Source organism: Wolbachia endosymbiont of Drosophila tsacasi, from assembly GCF_028982115.1.
Classification (GTDB): domain Bacteria; phylum Pseudomonadota; class Alphaproteobacteria; order Rickettsiales; family Anaplasmataceae; genus Wolbachia; species Wolbachia pipientis_B.
Window position 1 is genome coordinate 1 of the sequence record NZ_JAPQLJ010000050.1, and the last position, 24295, is coordinate 24295.

21 protein-coding genes and 4 pseudogenes are annotated in these 24295 nt (G+C 35.1%); 9 read left to right on the forward strand and 16 right to left on the reverse strand.

What is annotated here, in order from left to right; all coding sequences use genetic code 11:
• The coding region (locus tag OZD70_RS04130) for a transposase (protein WP_275020072.1) at positions 1 to 498 on the forward strand (498 nt) is incomplete at its 5' end.
• Here OZD70_RS04130 and OZD70_RS04135 read toward each other — a convergent pair.
• From OZD70_RS04135 to OZD70_RS04150, 4 genes are all read right to left on the reverse strand, one after another.
• Complete coding sequence (locus OZD70_RS04135; RefSeq protein ID WP_410543795.1) at positions 495 to 1475, reverse strand: coiled-coil domain-containing protein; 981 nt, start codon at positions 1473 to 1475, stop codon at positions 495 to 497. The genes OZD70_RS04130 and OZD70_RS04135 overlap by 4 nt on opposite strands.
• A 170-nt stretch (positions 1476 to 1645) precedes the next feature.
• Positions 1646 to 2392, reverse strand: a complete 747-nt coding sequence (locus OZD70_RS04140; protein WP_275021102.1) for a hypothetical protein — start codon at positions 2390 to 2392, stop codon at positions 1646 to 1648.
• A gap of 254 nt (positions 2393 to 2646) precedes the next feature.
• Positions 2647 to 2976, reverse strand: a complete 330-nt coding sequence (locus OZD70_RS04145; protein ID WP_275021105.1) for a hypothetical protein — start codon at positions 2974 to 2976, stop codon at positions 2647 to 2649.
• Between the two features lie 67 nt (positions 2977 to 3043).
• Positions 3044 to 5596 carry a valine--tRNA ligase gene (locus OZD70_RS04150; RefSeq protein ID WP_275021107.1) on the reverse strand — a complete coding sequence of 851 codons (2553 nt, stop codon included), beginning with the start codon at positions 5594 to 5596 and terminating at the stop codon, positions 3044 to 3046.
• A 327-nt stretch (positions 5597 to 5923) separates the two neighbouring features.
• Between OZD70_RS04150 and OZD70_RS04155 the strand changes: the two genes are divergently transcribed.
• From OZD70_RS04155 to OZD70_RS04170, 4 genes are all read left to right on the forward strand, one after another.
• A complete protein-coding gene (locus OZD70_RS04155) occupies positions 5924 to 6385 on the forward strand; it encodes a hypothetical protein (RefSeq protein WP_275021109.1) in 462 nt (153 codons plus the stop codon).
• A 236-nt stretch (positions 6386 to 6621) separates the two neighbouring features.
• Entirely contained in the window at positions 6622 to 6954 is a 333-nt protein-coding gene (locus OZD70_RS04160) for a hypothetical protein (protein ID WP_182183011.1), read from the forward strand.
• A gap of 343 nt (positions 6955 to 7297) precedes the next feature.
• Positions 7298 to 7981, forward strand: coding sequence for a hypothetical protein (locus OZD70_RS04165; protein ID WP_275021112.1), 684 nt, complete (start codon positions 7298 to 7300; stop codon positions 7979 to 7981).
• A gap of 251 nt (positions 7982 to 8232) precedes the next feature.
• On the forward strand, positions 8233 to 9489 hold the full coding sequence (locus tag OZD70_RS04170; RefSeq protein ID WP_410543796.1) for an MFS transporter: 1257 nt from the start codon (positions 8233 to 8235) through the stop codon (positions 9487 to 9489).
• A 155-nt stretch (positions 9490 to 9644) separates the two neighbouring features.
• On the opposite strand, the pseudogene OZD70_RS04175 reads toward OZD70_RS04170, so the two are convergent.
• The 4 genes and pseudogenes from OZD70_RS04175 to secG all read right to left on the reverse strand — a co-directional run.
• Positions 9645 to 9761, reverse strand: a pseudogene (locus OZD70_RS04175) (WPE palindromic element domain-containing protein); the annotation flags it as partial.
• Positions 9762 to 9929: 168 nt separating this feature from the next.
• Positions 9930 to 10349, reverse strand: coding sequence for a nucleoside deaminase (locus OZD70_RS04180; RefSeq protein ID WP_182183014.1), 420 nt, complete (start codon positions 10347 to 10349; stop codon positions 9930 to 9932).
• A 40-nt stretch (positions 10350 to 10389) separates the two neighbouring features.
• The gene (locus OZD70_RS04185; protein WP_275021117.1) at positions 10390 to 11994 is read right to left on the reverse strand and encodes a CTP synthase; all 1605 of its coding nucleotides are present in this window, start codon (positions 11992 to 11994) and stop codon (positions 10390 to 10392) included.
• Positions 11994 to 12314 (reverse strand): preprotein translocase subunit SecG, encoded by a 321-nt coding sequence (gene secG, locus OZD70_RS04190; RefSeq protein WP_275021119.1) that lies wholly within the window; start codon positions 12312 to 12314, stop codon positions 11994 to 11996. Before secG ends, OZD70_RS04185 begins: the two co-directional genes overlap by 1 nt.
• Positions 12315 to 12458: 144 nt before the next feature.
• On the opposite strand from secG, the gene OZD70_RS04195 reads away from it, so the two are divergent.
• Both OZD70_RS04195 and OZD70_RS04200 read left to right on the forward strand, forming a co-directional pair.
• Positions 12459 to 12974, forward strand: coding sequence for a gamma carbonic anhydrase family protein (locus OZD70_RS04195; RefSeq protein ID WP_275021121.1), 516 nt, complete (start codon positions 12459 to 12461; stop codon positions 12972 to 12974).
• A gap of 10 nt (positions 12975 to 12984) precedes the next feature.
• Positions 12985 to 13176, forward strand: a pseudogene (locus tag OZD70_RS04200) (IS256 family transposase); the annotation flags it as partial.
• Positions 13177 to 13582: 406 nt separating this feature from the next.
• Here OZD70_RS04200 and trpS read toward each other — a convergent pair.
• The 5 genes and pseudogenes from trpS to OZD70_RS04225 all read right to left on the reverse strand — a co-directional run.
• Positions 13583 to 14575 carry a tryptophan--tRNA ligase gene (gene trpS / locus OZD70_RS04205; protein ID WP_275021123.1) on the reverse strand — a complete coding sequence of 331 codons (993 nt, stop codon included), beginning with the start codon at positions 14573 to 14575 and terminating at the stop codon, positions 13583 to 13585.
• Between the two features lie 17 nt (positions 14576 to 14592).
• On the reverse strand, positions 14593 to 15162 hold the full coding sequence (locus OZD70_RS04210; protein ID WP_182183021.1) for a nucleotide exchange factor GrpE: 570 nt from the start codon (positions 15160 to 15162) through the stop codon (positions 14593 to 14595).
• A 61-nt stretch (positions 15163 to 15223) separates the two neighbouring features.
• On the reverse strand, positions 15224 to 16210 hold the full coding sequence (locus OZD70_RS04215) for a polyprenyl synthetase family protein (protein ID WP_275021125.1): 987 nt from the start codon (positions 16208 to 16210) through the stop codon (positions 15224 to 15226).
• Between the two features lie 11 nt (positions 16211 to 16221).
• Positions 16222 to 16542: a 30S ribosomal protein S16 gene (gene rpsP / locus OZD70_RS04220; RefSeq protein WP_182183025.1), complete on the reverse strand. Its 321-nt coding sequence runs from the start codon at positions 16540 to 16542 to the stop codon at positions 16222 to 16224.
• A gap of 391 nt (positions 16543 to 16933) precedes the next feature.
• Positions 16934 to 18736, reverse strand: a pseudogene (locus tag OZD70_RS04225) (peptidylprolyl isomerase); the annotation flags it as partial.
• Between the two features lie 334 nt (positions 18737 to 19070).
• Between OZD70_RS04225 and OZD70_RS04230 the strand changes: the two are divergent.
• Positions 19071 to 19679: a cell cycle transcriptional regulator TrcR gene (locus OZD70_RS04230; RefSeq protein ID WP_275021130.1), complete on the forward strand. Its 609-nt coding sequence runs from the start codon at positions 19071 to 19073 to the stop codon at positions 19677 to 19679.
• 192 nt (positions 19680 to 19871) lie between these two features.
• Positions 19872 to 21275, forward strand: coding sequence for a transcription termination factor Rho (rho, locus tag OZD70_RS04235; RefSeq protein ID WP_275021132.1), 1404 nt, complete (start codon positions 19872 to 19874; stop codon positions 21273 to 21275).
• Between the two features lie 116 nt (positions 21276 to 21391).
• Here the strand turns inward: rho and OZD70_RS04240 are convergent.
• From OZD70_RS04240 to OZD70_RS04250, 3 genes and pseudogenes are all read right to left on the reverse strand, one after another.
• Positions 21392 to 21541 (reverse strand): annotated as a pseudogene (locus tag OZD70_RS04240) (IS4 family transposase); the annotation flags it as partial.
• 326 nt (positions 21542 to 21867) lie between these two features.
• A complete protein-coding gene (locus OZD70_RS04245) occupies positions 21868 to 22755 on the reverse strand; it encodes an aspartate carbamoyltransferase catalytic subunit (RefSeq protein ID WP_275021133.1) in 888 nt (295 codons plus the stop codon).
• Positions 22756 to 22958: 203 nt separating this feature from the next.
• Entirely contained in the window at positions 22959 to 23984 is a 1026-nt protein-coding gene (locus OZD70_RS04250) for an extracellular solute-binding protein (RefSeq protein ID WP_275021134.1), read from the reverse strand.
• Positions 23985 to 24295 lie beyond the last annotated feature (311 nt).

The window sequence follows — 24295 nt, forward strand, 5'->3', positions numbered from 1 at the left end:
CGAATAACTGGTATGGATTTTACTAAAGTTCCAGGGCTTGATATACTAAGTATACAGACTATAATTTCAGAAACTGGTATAAACCATAATAAATGGTCAACAGAAAAACACTTTTCATCGTGGTTAGGACTCAGCCCTGCCAATAAAATTACAGGAGAAAAAGTGTTTAGCACAAGAACGCGTAAAGTCATTAATCGTGCTGCGAATGCATTTCGAATGGCTGCTAATTCTGTAGGAAATAGTAAAAGTTCATTGGGTGCATACTACAGAAGATTAAAAAAACGATTAGGAGCACCAAAAGCAATAACAGCTATTGCAAGAAAAATAGCATGCATATTTTATAGTATGCTCAAATACGGACAAGAATATGTAAAAAAAGGAATGGAATACTATGAAATACGATATAAGGAGAGAGCTGTAAAATTTTTGATCAAAAAGGCACGAGAATTTGGCTATACTTTAGTGCAACAAGAGGAGCTAGTTAAGGAAGTTTCTTAGAAGGATTTTTCTAAAAGTAGATTTTTTAACCCTTTTATCTTATTATTGTAATCCTTTGTTATCTCATCTAACTCAGAAGATTGATTCTCAATTAAACCATTTGTTTTATCTAACTCTTTAAATCTCTTCATTAATTCTTGAGATAAGTTTTTATTTTTCTGATTAATTTCTTTAAATCTACATTGTAATTCATCTAATTCTACATAAAGTTCTTTTTGTCTTTTATATAATTCTTCTTTTTTATTAGATAATATATGTTTTTCTTTATATAATTCGTTTATTTTTTCATTTAACTTCTCTTTTTTTTTAGATAATTTTTCTATTTCCTTATGCAATTCTTCATTTTTTAATTCTGCATGTTTATTATTATCTATTTTCCTTCTCAATTCCGTTATGCGTTTTTCTTTTTCAGCTAGATTAGCTTCTTTTTCTTGTAAATGTTCACACAAACGCGTGATTTCATAAAGTAATTCTTCTTCTCGCTTACCAAGCTCATCTTTTTCCTTCGTTATCTTTTTCAATTCGTCTGTTATTTCAAATATGTGATTCGCTTTGGCTTTTAATCTTTTCTCTAAAGATTCTTTTTCTTTAAGAAGAGATTCTCTCTCAACTTCTGACTCATTTACTTTCTGATCCAATTTTTTTGCTCTCTTGTCTAAATTTTGCTTTTCTTGAGTTAGTTCATGTTTTAATTTTTCCACTTCTTTGTTTGCAGCTTCTTTTTCCAGAGTTATTTTATTTTCCAACTCTTGCTCTTTCTGAACGAATTTATTTCTCTCAACCTCCATTTTTTTATTGTTACTAATTATTTTATATGAAAGTGCAAGCACCAAAACAGATAATGCAGCTAAAGCAAGAATTAGAGAAAGAGGCACATTAGAAGTTATAGTAAGCGCTAAAGATGTAAGTAACGTAAGAGTAGCTAAGGAACTAGCTACAAAATAAAATGTGTTAGCTTTGTTAAACAAATTGCTCATTACTCCCCTCCCCCCCCACGTTCAGCAGTCTTGTATATATTTATTAAAATTCTCTTATCTGTGGAGGGATTATAGTGCTGCACCTACAACAAACTTCCCATTTTCAGTCTGCTAGCTAAAAATGGCTAAGGTCTTATGTATCGAGTGTATAACTGTACTCAAAATGTGCATTAGCTACTGGTCGAGGTAAAGCATCCACTGGAATATCCAGAATCACATGAAGCGTCATTCAGCTCTGTATATGGCGGTCTTATTGGAATGGATATATAAGGTGGTTTTGGTTTCGAGAATTGTTCATTAGCAGACGTATTTTCACCTGTTCCTTCAAATTCTGATAAATGTTCACTGCTTATATCTGAAGAAATGGAATGACTAGGCTTGTCTTCCTGCCCAATTACTGCTTGCAGACGTTTAACTTTTCTTTCCAAATCAGAATTACGTCTTCTTAATTTACTGCATTCGTCATCAAAATCTTTTTCGCTACTTTTCAACTTACTGTTATTATCGCACAATTTTTCATTTTCTTTTCTTTCTTGATCCAAAAATTTATTTAACTCTCCGATCTTATTAAGATCTTTAGTTTCTTTCTCTTCTAATTCCTTGCATAGTTTTTCTTTTTGTTCTAAATCTACAGCTAGCTGGATCATTTCTTGCGCTTTTTCACTTAACTTTTCTTTCAATCGTCTTTCTCTTTCTACTACATCCCTTAATTCAGTTTGTAAACAAGAAGTTTCGCCTTTTTCTTTTCTTAACTGTATATTTAATTGCCTTATTCTTTTTATTTTCTCTTGTAACACCAGTTCCAATTGTCCTGCTTTTTCTTCTAACGCAGTGTGTTGAGAGTCCAGAGAACAAACCCCATACAAGTCATCGTATTCATATGCTAAGTTGCTTAGTTTGTCCTTAGTCTTACACAATTCGCCCTGTAAATTACCTTTTTCGTCCTTTAGTCTTGTATTTTCATCGCGTAACTCTTGGTGTTCACGGAAAAGAATTTCCTCCCTATGCTTTAACTGACCTTTTACTTTCGCTTTTAATTCTACAACTTCTTTTTCTAAACCCTGCTTTTCTCGAGTTAATTTATTTAATTGATTATTTAATCCTTCCGTGTGCTTAGATGTAGCGTCTACAATTGTAATTCTTTCATAGCATAACTCTCTTATCTTATTCTCTAATTCTCTAATTCCCTAATTTTACTATCTCTACCACTTAACCCTTTTTTAGTATTATCTAACTGTTGTTTTACGCTTTCTAACTCTTGCTCTTTTTCAGCAAATTTATTTCTCTCAACCTCTATTTTCTTAATCGTCTTGCATGAAAGTGCGAGTATCAAAGTAGATAGTATAGATAAACTCAAGTCAACAGGAAGAGCTACATTAAAGACTACAATTGGAGATAAGAATGCAACATAAGGAGCAACAGCAAGTGTCCCAGACGCAAGCAATGTAAGAGCGGCAAAAGTACCAGCTATAAGATATGGTGCATTGGTTTTACTATACAAATCCCTTACCCTCACAACTAATAACGATTATAATAGCATGGATATCAAAGGAAGTAAAGCTATAAAATCAGTATAAGTCTATATTCACTATGTATTTCCCGTCTTCAGTTTCAAGCTCAGACTGCATCCACTCTATCATTTCCACATTGCAAACTGCTTGTAGGTCATTCTGCGCGGATTGATTCAATTTGTCCTCCCGTAGATCTGCTTTTATCACTAATTTCTTTATCAAATGCTTAACTGATACATTGTTATCTGCTTTCATCTTTCTGATAATGTTTAATATTTGCACGCAATTGTCTCCCATTTCCTCTGAATATTTATCGTAGATAAGCTCTTCTTTGCTCGGCCAATTACTTTGATTGTGTACAGAATTATAACTATACAACTGGTGGTATATCTCTTCTGTAATGTAAGGCAAAAAAGGTGCAAATAACCGCAAAATGGTATTTAGCACATATGCTAAACTTTGTTTCGCACTTGAATCATTTCCGTACGCACGTTTCTTTACTAGTTCCAAATAATTATCACAAAAATCCTTCCAGAAAAACTCCTCTACTGCCTCCAAAGCTTCACAGTATTCAAACTGTAATAGGTTATTTGTTGCTCTTTCTATAACTTTGTATAACTTAGACAATATCCACTTATCCATTGTCTCGTGAGCAGAATTTATGCTCATTACTTGATGCTTTTCCATGAACATGGAAACAAACTTGCTAGCGTTCCAAAGTTTTGTAACTAGGCGCTTGCCAATTTTGAATATATTTTCAGAGTAGACTGTATCAACTCCCAGCCTTGAGTTCGCTGCCCAATAGCGTACTACATCAGCTCCATAAGTTTCAAGTATTACATGAGGAGTGATGATGTTACCTTTTGATTTACTCATCTTTTTCTTATCATCGGCTAAACACCAACCGCTGATCATAATGTTTTTCCAAGGTAAAGAATCTGCATGATAATGTGCTTTCAAAACCGTATAAAAAGCCCAAGTTCTTATTATCTCATGGCTCTGGCTGCGCAGATCTGCAGGAAATATTGTATTATAGCGATGATTTGGTAAGCTAAACTCATTGTTTACTGCCAGTGCACTTAGTTGAGGAGCAATTGAACTTGTAGCCCAGGTATCCATTACATCTTGATCTGGGATAACCTCTTCTTTGCTATACCCTTTTGGCAAATCTTTGAGTGGATCAATAGGTAGAGCCTTTATCTCAGCTAGAATAATTTTACCTTCTTCTCCCTTGCGTTTGGAATACCATGCTGGAAATGGCACACCAAAATAGCGCTGTCTTGAGATGCACCAGTCCCAATTTAGCCCTTCTATCCATATTTCCATGCGTTTACGCATATTGCTTGGATGCCAATTGCATTCTTTTACTTTATCTAATATTTGAGCTTTTTGCTCTAATGTCTTGATAAACCATTGATAAGTAGGCAATATTTCAAGTGGTGCACCAGATCTTTCTGCACACTTGACAGAATGAGAAATGTTAGTGCTTTCTATTAGTAACTCCTTCTCAGCTAGGATTTCGATCATCCTCTTTCTTGCTGCTGTAACCCTTAGTCCATTTATTTTATTTAGTATATCGTCTGTCATCCGAGTAGCTGACACTGGGATCCATTCTTCTTTTTTCTGACCATACGCTGACATGATATCTTCCTCTGTCATCGCTGGCATTGGCTCTTTTTCCTGGATTCCAGTGTCAAGCACTGGAATGACATCATAAAGGCTTATTCTCCCATTCTGATCGATGATAATTTTCATCGGTAGATTATGCTTTTGCTGCCAATATATGTCGAGCTCATCACCGAATGTACAGCACATAACAAGCCCAGTGCCTTTATCTATTTTAACCTTATCATCAGCTATTATTGGAACTTTTATCTCTGTGATCGGCACCACGGCTGTTTTGCCAATCAGATGGGTGTAGCGCGCATCCTCTGGATGACAAAAAACTGCAACGCATGCGGGAAGTAACTCAGGTCGCGTAGTTGCAATATTGATCTGCTCATTTTCTTCAGTAGAGAAAACTATCGTGTTTAAGGATGACTCAAAAACTTTATCTTCTATTTCTGCTTGCGCAATTGCAGTTTTATCAACAGGATCCCAAAGGATGGGCTGCATTTTTCTATATGCATATCCCTTATTATATAGATCGATGAATGACATTTGTGAAAGCGTCACAGTTTCCTTGCTGATCGTGTGATATTCCAAACTCCAGTCATAACTAATGCCGACAGATTTAAATAGTTCCTTGAATTCTTGCTTTGATTTCTCAATAACTTCATGGCACATCTCTATAAATTTTTCTCTGCCAACTTCTTTTGCACGTGTTTTATAGGTTTGTTCAACCAATCTTTCAGTGGGAAGCCCGTTATCATCAAACCCAATCGGATAGAAAACATCTTTTCCCAGCATGCGCTGAAACCTTGCAATAAAGTCTGTATGGCAATAGCTGAATATATGGCCGATATGCAATTTACCCGATATTGTTGGTGGAGGTGTGTCTATAGTGAAAGTGTTATCCTTTTCACCATTCCATTTATAAACTTTGCTGCCTTCCCATAATATGTTGTATTTGTCTTCAATTTCTTTAAAGCCGTATTTTTCTTTCAACATAAATATTTCTCAATTTTAAACTTCAAGCTAGCAACGTCATACCGCCGCGGTATCTCTTAGCCGCTAACACATAGCGGAATGACGAATTACTTAACCGTCATTCCGCCACAAACCGTCATACCGTGATTCATTCGCGGTATCTCTTAGCCGCTAACAAGCAGCGGGATGACGATTGTCGGTAAACCTAAATTACTTTAGCTATAGCACAATTAAGCAAATACGGCTACGCCAAAATTTTACAAAAATAACACACTATGGAAAATATTATTCGACAGTAAGTTTTAAAGGCATCATACTATCTAAATATTACTTATATTGAGGTTTGTTATGTTAGCAGAAGCAAAGGTTGTTAAAGATGAAATAGAACTTTTTGTAAAGGGAAATAAAAAGATTATTTTAAAAGCCTACAGAATTTTTTGTGTGGGCTTCAATATTAAGAGTAGTAACAACGACACCAAAGAACTATTTGTTTCTGGTTCTTATAAAGAAGAAGGTAGATACATTATAGAGTCAGTTATAGCCGAAGGAATATCTTTTACTTCTTTTGAAGAAATGAAAGAACAGCTTGGTATTAATGAGCAATCTAGTATAGGAACCATATGTGAGTATTCCGTAGAAGAATTTACTGATCTGCCTAAGGTGTCCAAGAAAGAAGCTGAGAAGAAAAATGGAAAGTTACAAGCTAAATTGAATACACCAAAGAAGAAAAGACGAAACTCAGAAATTAAAATAAAAACACTAAATGCTCAAATTGAAGAACAGAAGCAGCAAGTTGATGATTCATTTTAGTTAAAGTAGAAGAATTAGAAGCTGCAAATAAGAAAGCTGAGGACGAAAAAACAAAATTACAAACTGAATTCAATGCAGTTGAGCAGGAAAAACAAAACTTAGAAAATGAAATAAAACAAAAAGTAGATCAGTTTAATCGGCTAAAGGCAGACTTAAAAGATAAAAATTCCGAAGTAGAAAAATTAAATAAAGACTTGGCAGCTAAAAACACTAAAGCTACAAAGTTACGGACAGATTTGGCAAAATTGAAAACTAAAACAAAAGAATTAGAAAATGCAAAGAAAGAAGTTGAGAAGGATAAAGCAGAACTAGAAGCTAAAAACAAAACAACTGAGCAACCAAAACAAAGCAATGGAGCGAAGTACACCGCTACTGTTGGTATGGGTCTTGCTGCTGGACTGATAGCATTTACTGCACTTGAACGTACAGTGAGGTTAGAGATGTTAGTAATGATTGGTATAGCAGTAGCATCTGTACTCGTAGCTGGTGGTATTACATATGCAGCATTACCTAGTACTCAAGTGGATGAAACACAAGCAAAAAATGTTGCTGGAGGAAAAGCGAAATAAATCACATCATACCGTGGCGGTATGATGTGGGAGCTATAACTTAAGAAATACGGCAATTTTAATGTATTTTGTTGACACATTAAACTTATTGTATTACAATTTTTAATATTGGGGAAAAACAATCAAAGGTTTTAGAAAGCTACTTAATCAGATTAGGCTTACATGGATTAGCTTAATATCTAAAATAAAAAGCTTCTTTTCAAGTACATCGTTAGAGAACGATCATATAGAAGAAACAGTAGAGAGAAATAAAAATGAAATTAATTTAGAAGATGAACAAGAAGTATGGTATGACGCTTTAACAGAGCTAGATGAAGAGGAATACTTTGATGCTGTTGAGAACTTGAATGATAGCGAGAGAAAAGAGTGCAAGTACTATAGCTTACAAGATAGCTTGCAGGAAAAAACCGAATTTGATCATACTCTTACACTTGCCTTTGAAATCGAAAGACCACATGACCTCAGTAAATTTAAGTTATGTGAACTTAAGCAAAATGGTGATAAATATACATTCATTCTGGAAGATAACGGAAAAAATCGCATAGAATTACATTCTAAATACCTTAATATGTATTTTCCTAAGTACTTTGAGAAACATAGTAAAAAAGGGATGTATACTGAACTTTTTTCTGAAAAAGAAAATGGAATTAGTAATGATATTATAATCCCACTTCAAGTTCCAAAAGAGGTATCCATACTTACTGAAAAGTTAGGTTATATAAATCCTAGAAAGTTCATACAATCCGAAATACCAGATTTTCCGATGGATGTGTACCTCAGAGATTGCAAAGACCATGTAAATTTTTACCTCAATTCAAACAATACTATATCCCTTTCTATGACATCAATGAAAGCAAAATCAGCAGCTAAGTTATCAGGCACTCCAACAGAAACAAATTGGCTGGTAAAGGATGTTCTAGTGAGAAAAGAGTTTGCTAACACTGTTTATGAGCAACCTGAAGTTACTGAGCCTTTTGAAGTAGTAGATGTGGAGAATTTAAGCCAAAAACCTGTTAAAACCTTCTAGGCATTCACTTCCAATACTTTTTTACCAATCACCGCGGAAGTTTCTGCAATTATCACATACCATAATAAAAAAAGTCAACTCTATAGCTAACCCAAGAAAGGTTTCCTTACGTCATACCGCCGCGGTCCTAACTAGTAGCGGAATGACGGTTTTTCAAATTGTCGTAAGTCAGTTTAGCTATATATGTTTAGGTTGTAAAATCCCAAAAAGCAGCCAGAATAGAATAAGCAAACATTTACGAATTGAATTTAGTGCAAACAAGGGTGTTGATATCAACCATACTCTGCAGAATCGCAATATGGTATGACTACATGCTCTTTATTGATTTGATTAACATAATCAGCAGAGAGTTTTGTTTTGCAAAAGATGTCTACAGTAACATACTGCAATTATTTGGAATTGTAGGGCTAGGCGCAATTGTAAGGCCACTTGGTGCATTCATATTTGGTCACGTTGGTGACAGGTATGGAAGAAGGACGGCATTAACAATTACTATCTTGCTAATATCGATACCATCAAGTCTTATTGCATTTATTCCAAGTCACAATCAAGTAGCTACTATATTGCTTCTTGCAATCCATATAACACAAGGAATTGCACTTGGTGGTGAACAAGGAAGTTCTGTTTATCTTATAGAGCATTTATCCAGTAGGAAAGAAAACTTAGGGATGTATTTTGGAATAATGGGTTTTGGCCGCTCCATTGGTATCTTGCTTTCTGCGGTGATAGTAATTATCTGCAAAAAAACTACTGATTTTTGTACCTGGGGTTGGAGATTGCCATTTATTTTCTCAGCTATTTTAGGATTAATTAGCGCGTATAGCATATACACATTGGGAGAAACTCCAGCATATGAAAAAAATCGAAAACAAAGAAATTTACCTGATTTGCCAATAATAGAGCTTATAAAGCGCCATAAGAGAGCTCTTATACTTGCTATTTTAATATCTGTACCTGTTAATGTTGCTGTTGGATTTACCATATTTCTTCGAACACTCGCAAAGGAAATAGCATCAGTGGATGTGTATGTAACAACATATATCAACGAAATTGTGCTCATTATAACCAGTATATTAATGCCGATATCTTCAATAGCGTTCGGAATGTTGGCTGATAAAGTTGGAAAAGAGCGCACTGCAATCTTATTTATAGTAATTACAATGGTACTGTGTTGTCCTACTTTATCTATTGCATATTACTACAAAAATTACCTTATAATTATGCTTAGTGTAATGGCTCTTTCTATAATAGAAAGAGGTATAGTTCCCATAGGAATAGTTGCATCTGAACTCTTTCCCACCAATGTTAGATTTAGTGGTGTGAGCTTATCACGCAACATCTCTTATGCGTTACATGGAGGATTTACTCCTATGGTTTGTATTTGGTTGACTGTAACATTTCCTCAAATAAACCTTGCTGCTGGGCTTTATATAGTCTTCTGCTTGTTGATCAGTGTGGTAGCAATATTGCAAATAAAACCGCAAGATAAAAAATGTGATTGGTCTTAGTTTTCTCTTATGTGATTTGATAGTGATCTCCACCGGGAAAGGGTTTCATCCGAGTAGCTGACACCCTGACAACCGTCATACCGCAGCGGGATCTAGAGATACCGCTGCGGTATGACGTAGGACTGCTGTCATTCCAGTCTGGAATCCAGAGAAAAGGATGATGTCATTCCAGTGCTTGACACTGGAATCCAGCCTTTATTATGCAGCCACTTGGTTAAAATTAAGTCTTCTGGATCCCAGTGTCTGGGCACTGGGATGACAAAGGAGGGCAGTGTCAGCTACTCGGATGACACCCTGCTGGTGGACAATGTTTGTATAGTTGTGCGTCACGCGCTGGAATGACGAATTACTTAACCGCCATACCGTCACGGTATCTCCTAGCATAGATCCCGCTGCGGGATGACGATTTTGTATCGGAAAACAAGTAGCATGACGATTTATCAAATGTTCCTTAGTTTCTCAAAAAAATCCTTTAACAAAAAAGAGCATTCTGTTTCTAATATCCCACCATAAACTTCAGGTATATGGCTGCAAAATTGAAATATCTTAGCACCATTTTCAATTCCTCCACCTTTTGGATTATAAGCTCCAAAGTACAATCGTTTAATCCTGGCAAAGGAAATGGCTTGAGCACACATCGGACATGGTTCTAATGTTACGTATATGTCAGAATCATAAAGTGTTGAAGTTGAGAGCAACTCACATGCCTGCTTGATCGCTAACATCTCTGCATGTGCAGTTGGATCATTGGATATATTGTGTGCAGAAGAAACAACATTACTTCCACTAACTATTACAGCACCTATGGGAACCTCATCATTTTTCTGAGCAAGTTTAGCTTGCTCTATGGCAAGCTCCATACATTGATACTTGAACACTTTCCTTTGCTAATCTTCTTTTTTAAATTTTATTAACTGCTGCCTTAATAAATGATACAAAAAGAGGATGAGGAGAAAACGGCTTTGATTGAAATTCTGGATGAAACTGCACACCAATAAACCACGGATGACTTTCTAACTCCACTGCCTCTACACATGTTCCATCTTCTGATATGCCACTGCATAGCAGCCCATTTTTTTCCAAATCATCTTTATAATCTGAATTGATTATGTATCTATGCCTGTGTCTTTCTGAAATAGTGGTGTTACTATATGCATCCATCATTTTAGAGCTTGCATTTATATTACATTTGTATGCTCCAAGTCTCATGGTTCCACCAAGATCGTCATCTTGATCGCCAGCTAATTTAACGATTGGATGTTTACAGTTATAAAATTCTTCAGAGTGTGCATCTTCAAGCTTAACAACATTACGAGTAAACTCAATAATTGCAAGCTGCATACCAAGGCAAATTCCGAAAAATGGGATATTATTTGTACGGGCATAATTTATTGCTAATATTTTACCCTCTACTCCGTCATCACCAAACCCCCCTGGGACAAGAATTGCATGAGAATTCTGTAACTTCTCCCCTATAAGCTTTTCATTTATAGGTTTTTCTTTCTTCTCTCTTGAGTTAACCCAATTTATCCTTATTTTGACTTTATTACTAATCGCACCATGATTTAATGCTTCAACCAGTGATTTATACGCATCAGGGAATTCGGTGTATTTTCCCACTATAGACACAGTAACTTCCTGTGTTGGGTGCCTTATGGAATGCACTATTTGATCCCATTCAATCAAGCTTGGTTTTGACTCACTTAAATGAAAGTGCTCCAAGATTTGCGTGTCAAGCCCACATTGGCTATACAACACCGGCAACTCATATATATGACTCACATCAGGAGCAGGTATCACATTGGACAAAGAAACATTACAAAGCTTGGCTATTTTTTCTCTCTGATTATCGAAAATTTCTTTCTCACTGCGGCATAATATAATATTTGGTTGTAACCCCGCGGAATTTAACTCTCGAACTGAATGCTGAGTTGGTTTTGTCTTTAATTCTTGCGCTGCGGTAAGATATGGTATTAAAGTTAAGTGAATAAGGATAACTCTTTGTTTTCCTAATGTGTAGTTAACTTGGCGTATAGCCTCCAAAAATGGTTGGCTTTCAATATCACCTACAGTTCCGCCTATTTCACATATTACAAAATCCAAACCTTCCGTACCATTAAAAATGAACGATTTGATTAAATCTGTCACATGAGGAATGATTTGCACAGTTTTGCCCAGATAATCACCACACCTCTCTTTCTTCAACAACTCATGATATATCTTACCAGTTGTTATATTGTCATCTTTTGTTGCTTTAATTCCAGTAAAACGCTCATAATGCCCAAGATCCAAATCAGTTTCAGCACCATCCTCGGTAACAAATACCTCTCCGTGCTGAGTTGGGTTCATTGTCCCAGGATCAATGTTGAGATACGGGTCAAGTTTTCTGATACGGATCTTAAAACCATAAGCTTGAAGAAGCGCACCAACGCTTGAAGCAACTAAGCCTTTACCAAGCGACGATACAACTCCACCTGTGACAAAGATAAATTTAGCTTCCTTCATTAATTTTCAAATGGAACAGAAGTAGGTTCACTTTCTTGCTTTTTTTCTAATATAATTTTCTCTGCAATCGATTTTTTATGTACGTCTTTTGAATATAATCCTGACAATAGCAATGTGTTTATAATAAACAATCCAGCAACAATAGCCGTTATTCTACTGAGCGGGTTTTCAGAAAATTTCACTGGAATCATCGAATTGACTCCCTGTTGTACATTACTAAAACCACTTAACGAACTACTCCCAGGCGGCTGCAAGAGCACTAAAATTACTAACACAACAACCAATATTATTTGAAATATACTTAATACCGCTACTGACATTATAGATAGGGCTGAAAATAAAAATCTTAGCAGTACAAAGCACGTAAGTCAAGAACATCTGTCACCCAAGTAGCTTGAAATCTAAGTATGTATTTACTTCCTACCTTATTTTGATTAACATATGCATAAGACTTTGGGCTTAATATGTATCACATTTTAAAATACAAAGATTATAAACCAAAAATAGACGAAAGTGCTTTCATCGCAGGTGGTTCGCATATCATAGGCAAGGTTGAAATAGGAAGAAATGCGAGCATCTGGTTTAATTGTGTGGTCAGAGGGGACGTTGGATCAATAAAAATAGGTAATGAAACAAATATTCAAGATGGAACGGTAATTCATGTGGATAGAAACCCAGGTGGTGACACAATTATTGGCAGCATGGTAACAGTGGGACATTTTTGTATGTTGCACGCATGCACGGTGCATGATAAAGCGTTTATTGGTATGGGCTCTACCGTGATGGACCATGCAGTTGTGGAGTCTGAAGCTATGGTGGCTGCTGGCTCACTAGTGACACATGGAAAAGTAATAAAAAGTGGGGAAATATGGGCTGGTAGGCCAGCAAAATTCTTCAAAAAAATGTCAAATGAAGAAATTAAACATATTACACAATCAGCACAAAATTATATTATGCTAATGAAAGAATATAAAAATTAAAGTTCGCGTGAGGCTAATTTATACTACCAACCCTATTGAGGAACTGCATAGACAGATTAGAAAATTCACTAAAACTAAGTACTAGCTTGTACAAACAGGTATATTGTGCTATAAAAAAGGCAGAGCAAAATTGGCCTATCCTAATTGGGCCTTAACTATATCTCAACTTGATATTTTCTTTCCTGGTAGATTGAAAATTTAGTTGAGTTAAAAATGCGGTTTGACACACTTTTTTGAATATTCCCCTTTTATATTCTTGATACTGTTCAGAAGCACGGCTAATGCGCAAATATTGAGCAAAAGTGGTGTCATGAAAGTAGCTGACGCTGGAATCTAGCTTTTATTATTTGGTTGAAATTAAGTCTTCTGGATCCCAGTGTCACGCACTGGGATGACAGGAGAAGGAGGCTACTTTCATGACACCATTCTTTTTTCTGGATCCAAGTAGTCAGGGCATTGGGATGACACCATTTGTTGTAAACTCACTTTTGCTCTATGATTATCTTTTTAGATCACCTTGTCTACCTTATTCTTTCACTCCGCTGAACGGATACCCTTATTGCCTGTTTTTACAATTTTGAATTGATTCCTTAGGTTATGCAAGAGGTCTATTGAGCAAATCCAATAATATCCTTGATTTCTTTTACATTATGGGTTGCAATTTCTGCTGCTTTCTTTGTACCTTTTTTTAATATTTCATGTAAATGGAATTGGTCTTTGAAAAGATCATTCATTCTCTCACGTATGGGTGATATAACACTGACAATTAAATCAGCTAACTCTTTTTTGAAGTGCTTCATGTCATGTTTGTTCACTTCTTCACATACTTCTTCCACATTTACATTACTAAGCACTGAATAAATGTTTATCAAATTGCTTATTTCTGGTCGGCACTCTAAAGTAGCAAAGCCTAGAATTGAATCTGTTTTTGCTTTTTCTATTTTTTTAACAATTAAGTCATCTGCATCATCAAGGTTAATGCACGAATGTTCTGAAGGGTCAGATTTACTCATCTTGCTTGTACCATCTCTTAAGCTCATTATTCTTGATGTGCAATCCAAAGTTAAGATTTCAGGTACGATGAAATAATCCAGTTTATAATGATTGTTAAAAGCTGATGCAATATCACGTGCAAGCTCCAAATGCTGTTTTTGATCATCACCAACAGGAACGTATTTAGTTTGATACAATAATATATCTGCAGCCATAAGTACTGGATAACTATATAATCCAAGAGAGGCTTTTTGTTTATCGCCGCCAGCTTTATCTTTAAATTGAGTCATGCGACTGAGCCAACCAATTGGTGTATAGCACCCAAGCAGCCAGCCCAGTTCTGCATGACCACTAACTGTGGACTGATTAAAAATAATGGACTTTTCTGGATCTATTCCACATGCAATATAAGCTGCTGCTGTTTTGAAAATATTACTTTTTAATTCACTTGCGGGAAGCTTATTTGCTGTGATTGCATGTAGGTCGACAATACAAAAAAGAGATTTGTATTTATCCTGTAAGTCTACCCACTGTTTGATTGCACCAAGATAATTACCTAAATGTAGTACGCCACTTGGCTGGATACCTGAAAAGACAATACTTGTCATTATACATTTACCTCATGCTAATCGCTTCCACAATCAGCAGATTTCTTAGAAAGAATAACCATTGCAGGACGGAGCAACCTATTTTTGATAGTATAACCAGTTTGTAGTACTTCTACAATGGTGCCAGGCTCTTTTTCATTGTCTTCTCTTTCCACAACAGCTTGGTGTAAATTACTATCAAAAAGCTCACCAAGTGGATCTACTTCCTCTATTCCATGTTTTTTTAGATCATTTATAATTTTTTGATAAGCTACTTTAATCCCCTCATGAACAGGATCACCATCTTTCAAGTTTTCCATTACTTTTTTTAAATTGTCGCACGAGTCGATCATATCACGTGCAAATTTTGTGACTGCATAGTCACTTGCATCGTTAATTTGCTTTTGCATTATACGTTTGACGTTTTCATTATCTGCAACAGCACGGCGTAAATGATCTTCAAGCTGAGCTGCACGTTCTTTTAATGTATTGAGATCTTCATTTAAATCATCAGTTTGCTTATGGTTATCACTTTGTTGGTCGTCACCTTTCTGCCTACTTACCATATCAGCAAACTTCTTCTTTTTCTCTTTACTGCTATCTGACATATTATTACCCTTAAGAATCTAATAAATATATAGCAATTAATTCGAAAATATCAAGCGCCAGCTACATTCGTCTTTCTATGCTCGCATTTAAAAAGTCAATTAAAGTAGTTTTATAAAAAGAATCAGAAAAAGTACTAATATCATTTTGTGCCATATTAATGTAGTGTCTAGCTTTTTCCATAGAAAGCTGAATGGCATTATGGTGATTAATATAGTGTAATGCTTGGTCAAAATTGTGTCTAGCTGAAGAAAAGCATTTTTCCCAGAATTTTTGCTCTGCTGGACTGCCCTTTTCGTATGCTATAATAGCAGGTAAGGTGACTTTACCTTCGAAAAAGTCCTTTCCGACTTGTTTTCCAGAAGTGCCTTGATTAGCAGTATAATCGAGCATATCATCAACTATTTGAAATGCCATACCAAAATTAAAACCAAAATTCTTTAGCCTCTCTGTTTCGTCATTTGTTGCACCAGATACTGTAGATGCAGCTTCACAGCATGCAGAAAATAAAGATGCTGTCTTTTCTCCAATGATATCAAAATAATTTTCCCTGACTGTGTGGGGGTCAAAACGTGTTGTCATCTGCTTTATTTCACCCTTCACAAGTAAATGCGACGCTTTAGATAAAATAGAGAGAATATTTAAATTTCCACACTCTATAAGCCATCTAAATGCTAGAGTCAACAATAGATCACCAACTAAAATGCTTGATTTATTCCCCCAAATCTTATTCGCTGTTTTAACTCCATGACGTGCCTTACTTTCATCGAGCACATCATCATGAAGTAAAGTAGCATTGTGTATAAACTCTACCGATGCAGCAACATTGATCCTATCCTCCCCAGAATAGTTTAGCATTTTACATATAATAAAAAATAGTTTAGGCCTTATTTTTTTTCCACCTGAACTAACAAGATGAGATATAATATCAGTAGCAAGCTTAGCACCTTCATCATTGACATTTTTGAAGATAAAGTCCTTCATAGCTGATAAATCAGAAGATACGACATCGTCTAATTTACCATTATTTGTTAAATCAGTATTTAGCATTTTAAAGAGACTTATGCTCCTTGTCCCTGTGCTTTCTCGTTCTCTACTTTCTTCTTTTCTGTTTTCTTTGGTTCTGTTTCTAAAGTTACTATGCCTTTTTTAATGAACCATAGTACTCTTTCAGTTGCTTGCGCGCCTACGCTTAGCCAATGTTTTAATCTATCAGCCTTCACCACAACACGATTTTTATTGTCTTTTGGTAACATTGGATCATATTGTCCTATTTTCTCAATAAAACGCCCATCTCTTGGTGCTCGTGAATCAGCTACAACTATCCTATAAAAAGGGCGTTTCTTTGCGCCAAACCTTGCCAACCTTATTTTAACTGCCATGTTAACCTTTATTCATATATTAGCCACAATTTTATACAATGAGCCGTTTTAAGTCAAATGAATTATACAACTTTTGCACCTTATAATATAATTACCAATAATGTAGGGTGTGCCAGGCGCATAACTGCACGAACATTCATTTTTGAAGACAACAAATGGTGTCATGCAAGTAGCTGACACTGGAATCCAGCCTTTTTTTAATCATTAAAACGTTGTATTTTAACATAAAACGGCTACTTTTATGCTTACCAACTTAATAAAATTTCTGGATCCCAGTGTCTGGGCACTGGGATGACATCCTTTCTAGTGAAGATTGCTCTCAAATCGCAATGTTCGTACAGTTGTGTGTCTGGGCACTGGATGCGTTTGAAGCAACTTATAAGATTTTTGATTATATATCATTAAGTATAGCGTGATTAACTTCGACTTTATACTTTGATTCCAGATAGCTAATTAATTGCTCTTTTAGCGATATCATCACACGTTTTCCATTGTCAAGCGTGTTTAATTTACCATTTGATGAATGCATTTCTTTTAGAACACCTATTATAATTTCATTATTGTATTGAATAGGGTCTGTCACTGAACCAGTTGTTTTCATATTGAAAATCTCTTCTACAAAAGAAAAGGGGTGGTTTTGTTCATTGCGGTGCATCTGCTGACCTTTAACTAATTCCACACCTTGAATTTCTTCCAAATCTGTTTTTTCTCCTAGTTGAACTGCAACCTCTTGCCCAATTTTAAACATTCTTTCTTTTATAAACTCACTACGCCAAAGCTCTACCGCTAGTGCCCTACCTTCTTCAAAACTTTGCAATTTGGGTGAAACGATATCAATGATTTTTATACTAACAACAGCGTCCCCAACGCCCTTGAAATAACCTTTCTGATCCTTTTCTCGCGAAAAAATGAAAGAAATCAAATCACTAGAATCTCCTACGTTATTACCGCTTTGATCTTTTCCACTCGCATCTACTGGACCAATAGTTTGTATAGGTAAATTATATTCACTCAATATTTCTTCAATTGCTGAACCATTGTATATCTTATAGTTCACTTGGTTTATGAAATCATTGACTCTTTCAAAAGACTTTTGGTTAGTTAGAACTGACTTTATGTCTTTTTTTAAATCAACTAAGTCTTCATCAGAGATTTGATGCGCACTTTCCACTTTTATTATGTGCCAACCAAAACTGCTTGCTAAAACTTCACTTACTTCACCTACTTTAAGAGCAAACACCTTTTCTCTCACGTCTTCTGGTAAAAAATCCTTAGTTATATTATTTACTCTAGTTTCCTCAAGTTTTGCTTTGCCGAACTCTCCTACTATCTGTTCAAAGCTTGTTTTACCCTCCTCAAATGCTCTTCTTGCTGTCTCAGCTTCTTTTTTGGTAGAAAATATCACATTGAATACATCTCTTTGATCTTTAAGTTCCTGTTGTTCTATTATACCATCAACTTCTTCGTCTAAGATCTTGATTTGATCTTCAAAATACTTTTGGCCTAGGGAAATATATTGCGCAGTTCGATACTCAGGATAATAAAAATGGGATTTATTTCTTTCGTACAAATCAAGTAAGGCTTGATCATCTGGTCCAGGAATGTTTGTAACTGCATCTTCAGTTATTTTAACAATATCAACCACTCTAGTTTGGTAGCGACTTTTGTATATCTGCTCATCAACTCTCTCGCCAAAAGTTACCGGATAATTATCTTTAAATAACGAAGTCATGAACATCATTGCAGGCAGAACTTTCTCTAGCTTTGCTATATACTCTTTCTCTGTCATATGCAGGTCATTTAGCGTTTCATGGAATTTACTTTTGTCAAATTCGCCTTTATCATTTTGAAAGTATTTGGTATTTTTAATATGGTTTTTTATAGACTCTTCTCCAACTGTCAACCCAAGCTCACTAATTAGGTTAAACAATAGTTTTTGCTCTATAAGTGCGTTAAGCAAATCATATTTCAGCTTTTTTACTTGTTCTCTACTCGCATCAGATCCAGAAATTCGCCTTTCATAATTTTGATATAGTGATTTATACTCATCTGACGTTATAACTTCTTTTCCAACCCTAACTACCTCTTCTTTTTCATCATCACCTGATAAAAGGTTGCCAATTCCCATGAAGACTAACAAGCAAGCTAAAAGGACAACGGTTACTTTAGTGAAAAAATTTTTAACATTCATTTTAAACTCAGTTAATTAATGGTTAATTATAGAATAGTGATAATTTAATTCTTGTAAACCTGTTGCTTTATTAGCTAATATATATAATATTACAATATATTAACTTAAAATTTAACTCTTTTCTTAAATAGAAACATATGTTTGACTGAGTTATACTATACCTTAAGAAGGGAAAATATTTTTTTGAATCGTTTGAAATATGCTTAAACGTAAGCGCATCTAATTAACTTAAGAGGTGGAAAGTGACAAACAAAAAGTCATTGAATGACAAAATTAATGCTTTTTTAGTTTTAATAGCTTATATTTTAGCTCTGTATAACAGTAAGGGATACTTTAAATGGGAGATGCTTTTTTGATGTCAATGGAACCTTCTAAGGGCAATAACGATAGAAATAAACAGTTTCTAATGCAAATAGCTGCTTGGTTAGTAGACAACACTGGTTTAACTTTTAATCAAATAGCACAATGCTGTAGGTTGGCCCTTGAAGAAGTACAAGACATAGCTGATGAGGAAATAGAAGTTGAAAAATATAACCCTATTATTTCTGGAGTAATTACTGAAAAAGAAATCGATGATTGCAAAAAAAATTCAAACCGTGTACCAAATTTGATTATAAAAAATATAAAAAAAAGGAGTAAAGCGATTGGTAGCATTTTTGGCTTTACCTCTACGGCAAGGCGTAGAGATAAACCTGATGCGATTTATTATTTAGTAAAAAAATTTCCTATCTTAGACAATAACGTTATAGCTAAATTAATTAGTATAACAAATTACACAGTTGAGCAGGTAAGAGATGGATCTCATCATAACATGCAAAATATAAAACCCCAAGATCCTGTACTACTTGGCTTATGTAGTCAAGAAAATTTAGAAGCAGAAGTGGAAAAAGCAAAAGTAGAAGAAGAGAAGCAAGAAAGGTTAAAAAATATAAAGAATAGCTATTGAAAATCCTTAAATTTTTGTGCTTTGTTAACATTAAATTAACTTGACTTGCTAGTATTTATTAGCATAATATAAGTAAAGTACGGGGTTTAATGATAATTAAGCTTAATACGCACTAAAACTAGTTCAGCCTAATTTATTATCTTATAGTCACATTTTAGGTTAGTAAGCATCAATTAAAATTTTTGGAGGATTATGACAACAATCAATGAAGATGTTTTGGCAAAAGGAAAGGTTACAGCTCAACCTGAAAAAAGTGAGCAAATTCACAATAACGACACAGTAAAACAGATGGTCAATGAAGGTACTGAGAAAAACAGAAAAACATTAGATCTGAGCGAATTAAAAGAGAAAACAGCAGAAGAATTGTTAGAGTTAGCTGAAGAAAGAAAAATTTCAACTAACGGTAAAAGCAATGGTAGAATGCTAAAGCAGGAAATGATATTCAGTTTAATGAAGAAAATGAGCAAAGAAGGAGGCATAACCACAGGGAGTGGAATAGTGGAAATATTGCCTGATGGTTTCGGTTTCTTACGCTCAGCAAGTGCAAATTATGCTCCAAGTACCGATGATGTTTATATTTCTAACGGGCAAATAAAGAAGTTTAATTTACGTACAGGAGATATGGCATGTGGAGAAATAAGGCCACCTGGTGATAAAGAAAGATATTTTACTTTAACTAAGGTTCAAAGTATAAACTCTACTGAAGTCAGTGAATTAAGAAAGTACGTCCATTTTGATAATTTGCTTCCTCTTTATCCTGAGGAAAGCATAGTACTTGAGTGTAATAGTGGTGATGATAAAAAAGGTTTAAGCATGCGTGCTATAGATATAGTAGCTCCTCTTGGAAAAGGGCAAAGAGCGTTAGTAGTTGCTCCACCTCGCACAGGAAAAACTGTATTGCTTCAGCAAATGGCTAACTCTATAGCTATAAATCACCCTGAAATAGAATTAATAGTGTTACTTATAGATGAAAGGCCTGAAGAAGTAACAGATATGATACGTTCTGTAAAAGGTGAGGTAGTAAGTTCTACGTTTGATGAGCCTGCTTACCGTCACGTACAGCTTGCTGAAATAGTAATAGAGAAAGCTAAAAGAATGGTTGAGCATAAAAAAGATGTGGTAATTCTACTTGACAATATTACTAGACTTGCACGTGCTTATAATGCTGTTATTCCTTCATCTGGAAAAGTTCTAACTGGCGGTGTAGATTCAAACGCACTGCAGAGACCAAAACGCTTTTTTGGAGCAGCTCGTAATATTGAGAATGGGGGTTCTTTAACTATAATCGCCACAGCTCTTATAGAAACTGGCTCAAAAATGGATGAAGTTATTTTTGAAGAGTTTAAAGGTACAGGAAATGCTGAGATCATACTTGATAGAAAACTTTCTGATAAACGTATATTTCCAGCTATTGATATTACAAAATCCGGAACAAGGAAGGAAGAGCTATTAGTTGATAAGGCTATACTAAATAAAATATGGGTGTTGCGTAGAATACTCAATCCTATGGGACCTGTTGAAGCAATGGAATTTTTACGTGACAAACTACTTTTAACAAAGAACAATGCTGACTTTTTTAACTCCATGAATCACTAAAAGTAAGCCAGTTATGATGGATATGCTGAGTAAAAAGTAAAACGCTCTTATAGCTAAAATAATTGTATCCGTTCAGGCAATGGCGAACTTAGGGAGCGTTAAATAAACTATACGCATCAAGTTAAGAAGCAAAGGTAAGAAAATTCAATGAACTTAACTCTAGTCTTTCTATATCTGTCTTTCACAGAAAATTGTGACCAGTTTGTGGCAAGTTTTTTCAGGAAAATTCTCAAATTATTAATTTTGCTGCTTAACGCTAAAAACAAGCAACCGTTCACGGATTGTGAGAATGAATAAAGAACTAAGCAGTCGTAACTTTTGGAAGGGATTTTGGCCATTGAGACGTGATGTCAAAAATATCGACAACATTCTTTCCACAAATCTTTCTCCACGTTCCTACCAGGTGAAAAAGCTGTTTTTACGATAGCCGTCTAATTTGCCGTTCTGCAAGGTTGTTGATTGACTTCAGGCTTTCGTAAAAACTTCCACACCATATCCTCGGCCTTAACATCTTAATGGCCATTCTCAAACCATTCTTGTCATTTCATGAAAAAACCCTTCTTTCGCATTAGTTGTGTAGCATCTTTTAATATTAACAAGGCCTATAATAGTGTAGCACTGTCTTACGTATTGCCAATCCAAATTCTACTTGCTGTAAAATAACACAATCTGCTACATCGCTGCTAATCTCAATCCCTCTATTTATTGGCCCTGGGTGCATAACAATCGCATCTGGTTTTGCGTATGATAGCTTTTGTGAATCAAGTCCATACAAATGAAAATATTCTTTCTCTGAAGAACTATTATTCATGCGCTCTTTCTGTAGCCTCAAAAGTATAATTACGTCAGCATCCTTTATACCCTCAATTAATGAATAATGGACTGAATCTACTTCAGAAAAATGCTTACAAATCAAAGTTGGTGGTGCGACCAAGCTTATTTTTGCTCCAAACATTTTTAGCAATCTTATATTTGATCTTGCAACTCTACTGTGCAGAATATCTCCACACATCACAACTTTGAGATCCTTTATTTGCTTTTTATGACTGCTAATTACAAGATAATCTGCAAGAGCTTGAGTTGGGTGTTCGCTGCTTCCATCGCCTGCATTGATCAGCGAGCAGTTAACATGCTTTACTAGTGTATTAATGATACCACTACTTTTATGCCTGATTATCATATAGTCAGGATTCATTACATTTAATGTTTTGATCATGTCTTTTAGATCTTCTCCCTTGTTAATAGAAGAAGATCTTATTGGCAAAGTTACAACATTTGCTCCAAGGCTTTTTGCTGCTATTTCAAAAGACGCAAGTGTACGCGTTGAATCTTCAAAGAATAAATTTATTACTGTCTTATTTTCCAAGATATGACTATTTGCAGCTTCTTTTTTAAGGTACTGGTTAGCCAACTTAGTTATATTTTCTACATCATCGACTGTAAGGTCTGAGATGTTTAACAAATTCCTTCTCTTGTGCATAGCTTCCTTTTTAACTACTTGAACCTATTCTACTTTCTTATTATTGTTTTTCAATAGACCTCTTGTGCAGCAATTGTTTTGTTGAAAGAACAGAAAAAGATAGTAAAGTCAAAATTAAGTTAGAAGGAAGAAAAAGCTCAGCAAGTTAAGAGTAAGGTACATTAGCATAAATCTTTCACCCCAGTGTTTAGTGGCACTGGGGATTACTTCCACTTACACTCGTCCGCTATCATAACAGCCTCAAGGAGGTGTTTTTCAAGTTCACTTAGAGGCAAATCACTTTGTAAATAATTCCCCCAAGACTTTAGTATATCGGAAGTTTCAACGCCTTCAATAATAGGGTATTCTTGGTTTTTTTTAGCGTATAGCTCTTGAGTCTGTTTGCTTACTAAAAATTCCAGCAAAGCTATAGCATTTTCTCTGTTTTTTGTGTTTTTTGCTACTGCTGCGCCGCTAACGTTCACCATTACGCCATGATCGTTACGATTAGGAAAAAAAACCCCTAGCTTGTCTATAACATTCTTTTTATTTTCTGATGAAAGAATTCTTGCAAAGTAATAACTATTTACTATTGCAACATCTCCTTCACCAGCAGCTACAGCATAAATTTGGTCAGTATCACCACCACTTGGTTTTCTTGCCATATTACTCACAATTCCACTTACCCATTCTTTCGTCTTTTCAAAACCATTATTTGCAATCATAAAAGCAATCAATGCCCGGTTATATGGACTTGTAGAAGAACGTACTAATACTTTTCCTTTCCATTTTTCATTTGCTAAATCTTCATAAGTACTTAAGTTTTTAGGATTTACTGACTCTTTATTATAAACCAATATTCTGGTTCTTTTTGTAAGGCCAAACCAATAATCTTCACTATCTCTAAATCTTGCAGGTATAACGCTTTTTAAAATCTCTGAATCCACTTGAGATAAAAGCCCTCTTTTTTTTGCCAAAATCAGGTTCACTACATCTGCAGTTAAAAGTAAGTCAGCTTCACCGCCATTTTCCATGCGTGAAAGTAGCTGAGAATAATCATCAATGATGTAACGTACTTTAATGTCTGTATTTTTTGTAAATTCATCAAATAAAGTACGTACTAATTCTTCTTTGCGCGATGAATAGACATTCACTACTTGTGCATTGTCAGTTCCGCTGTTTTTATACAAAAAAGTAATGACTATTAATACAACTGCTATTAAGGATGTGAATATAAAGGCTTTTTTCATATTGGATAAAAAACAACTTCTTTCAGTTAAAGGTACTCAAATAGCGCAATCTTAGCAAGTATAAAATTCGTTAGATAAGTCAAAAAACTTCCTTGACAAACTCCGCCAGCTCCCTTGTCATGGTGCTGAAGGTATTCAGTTATCTTCATCTGTGCAGATTAAACAGCAAGAAAACAACGTAGTTGGCGTCTTATTTTTAATTTTTTGCACTATGTGCACCTTATGTCTTCACAACATTTCTGGATTTTTACCTATATAAGCTGAAACGCGCTTATAAGTCGTTTAAGACAGTATAGTACGCCAATTTGCAG